Origin of the sequence: Kangiella japonica, from assembly GCF_039523535.1 — a bacterium.
Classification (GTDB): domain Bacteria; phylum Pseudomonadota; class Gammaproteobacteria; order Enterobacterales; family Kangiellaceae; genus Kangiella; species Kangiella japonica.
Genome location: NZ_BAAAFM010000010.1, coordinates 1 through 2,431, shown reverse-complemented (window position 1 = coordinate 2,431; position 2,431 = coordinate 1). Strand labels below are relative to the sequence as shown.

Sequence of the window (2,431 nt, the reverse complement as noted above, 5' to 3'; positions counted from 1 at the left end):
TAAGCGGCGACGTACAAGGTGGCGTAAGCTTTAACTACACAACAAACGACGGCACAGCGACAGCGGGTAGTGACTACACGGCAGTCTCTGGAACGGAAACCTTTACAGGTACGAATGGCGAAACCATTACCATCAGCGTGCCGATTTTAGAAGACACTTTGGTCGAAGGCTCAGAGAACTTCACTTTAGATTTAAGTGCTCTAACCAATAGCAGCGTAACCTTCAGCGATGATCAAGGTTTAGGCACCATTACTGATAATGACAATGCCGCAGTTACCATTGAAGATGTGACCGTTAACGAAAATGCAACCAACGCAGTCTTCACGATCACCTTGAATAACGCTGTTGCCGGCGGTACTGATGTTACTTATAGCTTCACGGATGTGACAGCGACAGGTGGTAATGTCGACTATGACAGCACATCTGGCACAGTTACTTTTGTCGGTACGGCAGGCGAAACACAACAATTTAACGTAGCCATTAACGACGATACGATTGTTGAGGGTACTGAAACCTTTAATGTTGCACTAAGCGCTTCTAACCCACTGGTCGATGATAGCGACGGTGCAGTAGGCACGATTAACGATAACGATAATCTTGAAGTGTCGGTTGTTGCTACTACTGCGGCGGCGGCTGAGGGTGGCGCTGATGGTGAATTTACAGTTAGTTTAAACACAGTAAGTGCAACTGATACTACAGTGACTATTGGTTACACAGGTAGTGCCACTTCTCCTAGCGACTACAGCTTGACTGGCGCAAACGGCACAACGACGGTTGTTATTCCAGCGGGATCAACAACAGCAGTGATTAATGTCGGTGTGGTTAACGATGATTTACTAGAAGGTGACGAAACTGTTATCGCCACCATCTCAGCTGTTAGTAACGGTACTATAGGCACAGCTTCTGACACTGTCACGATTACAGATAATGATGCAGCTAGCGTGACAATTGAAGATGTCACCGTTAACGAAGCTACTGGAAACGCAACCTTTACTATCACGCTTAACGGCTCGGTAGCAGGTGGTACAGACGTTACTTATAGCTTTACTGATGGCACAGCGACAGGCGGTAATACTGACTACGACAGCACTTCGGGCTCAGTGACATTTGCTGGAACCGACGGCGAAACCCAAACCTTTAATGTTGTCATTACCAACGACGCTATTGTTGAAGGTGATGAAACCTTTACGGTTAACCTAAGCGCTTCAAACGCTTTAGTAACTGATACTGACACGGCTATTGGCACTATCACAAATGATGATACAGCGACCGTTTCGGTGAATGATGTCACGATAGCGGAAGACGGCACTAATGCTGACTTCACGGTAACCTTAAATGGTGATGTCGCCGGTGGCGTGAGCTTTAACTACACCACAAACGATGGCACCGCGACAGCGGGTAGTGACTACACGACAACGTCTGGCACGCGCACCTTTACAGGTACGAATGGCGAAACCATTACCATCAGCGTACCTATTACCAACGACACCACGGTTGAAGGCGATGAAACCTTTACGCTGGACTTAAGTAACCTAACCAACACGGGCGTTACTTTCAGTGATGACCAAGGTTTAGGCACGATTACCGACAATGACTCTGCGACGGTTGCGGTTAGCGACGTCACGGTAGCCGAAGACGGCGTTAATGCAGACTTTGTCGTGACCTTGACGGGCGACGTGCAAGGTGGCGTAAGCTTCAATTACACCACGAACGATGGCACCGCTTTAGCGGGTAGTGATTACACTGCGACGTCAGGCACGCAAACCTTCACCGGTACGAATGGCGAAACCATTACCATCAGCGTTCCTATCACCAACGATACGATTGTTGAAGGCGATGAAACCTTTACGCTGGACTTGAGTAACCTTACGAGCACTAGCGTTACCTTCAGTGATAACCAAGGCTTAGGCACCATTACTGATAATGATGGGGCGAGCGTTGCGATTAATGATGTTTCGATAGCGGAAGACGGCGTAAATGCGGTATTCACGGTGACTTTGACCGGTGATGTGCAAGATGGCTTCACGCTGAACTACACCACGAACGATGGAACGGCGACCGCGGGTAGTGACTACACCACAGCGAGCGGTAGCTTGAGCTTCACTGGCACAACGGGTGAAACGCGCACCATTACGGTACCGATTACGAATGACACCACGGTTGAAGGCGACGAAACCTTTACCGTTGACTTGAGTGGTTTAAGCAACGCGGGGGTCACTTTCAGCGATGCACAAGGTTTAGGCACCATTACGGATAATGACAGCGCGACAGTCTCGGTGAGCGATGTCACGGTTGATGAAAGCACAGCAACGGCGGACTTCACGGTCACGTTAAGCGGCGACGTACAAGGTGGCGTAAGCTTTAACTACACAACAAACGACGGCACAGCGACAGCGGGTAGTGACTACACGGCAGTCTCTGGAACGGAAAC

The 2,431-nt window shown here is 49.2% G+C and carries 1 protein-coding gene; it reads left to right on the top strand.

Features of this window, described 5'->3' with window-relative positions; all coding sequences use genetic code 11:
* Window positions 1-2,431: Calx-beta domain-containing protein (locus ABD128_RS11400; RefSeq protein WP_343990522.1), on the top strand; the 2,431-nt coding region annotated here is incomplete at both ends.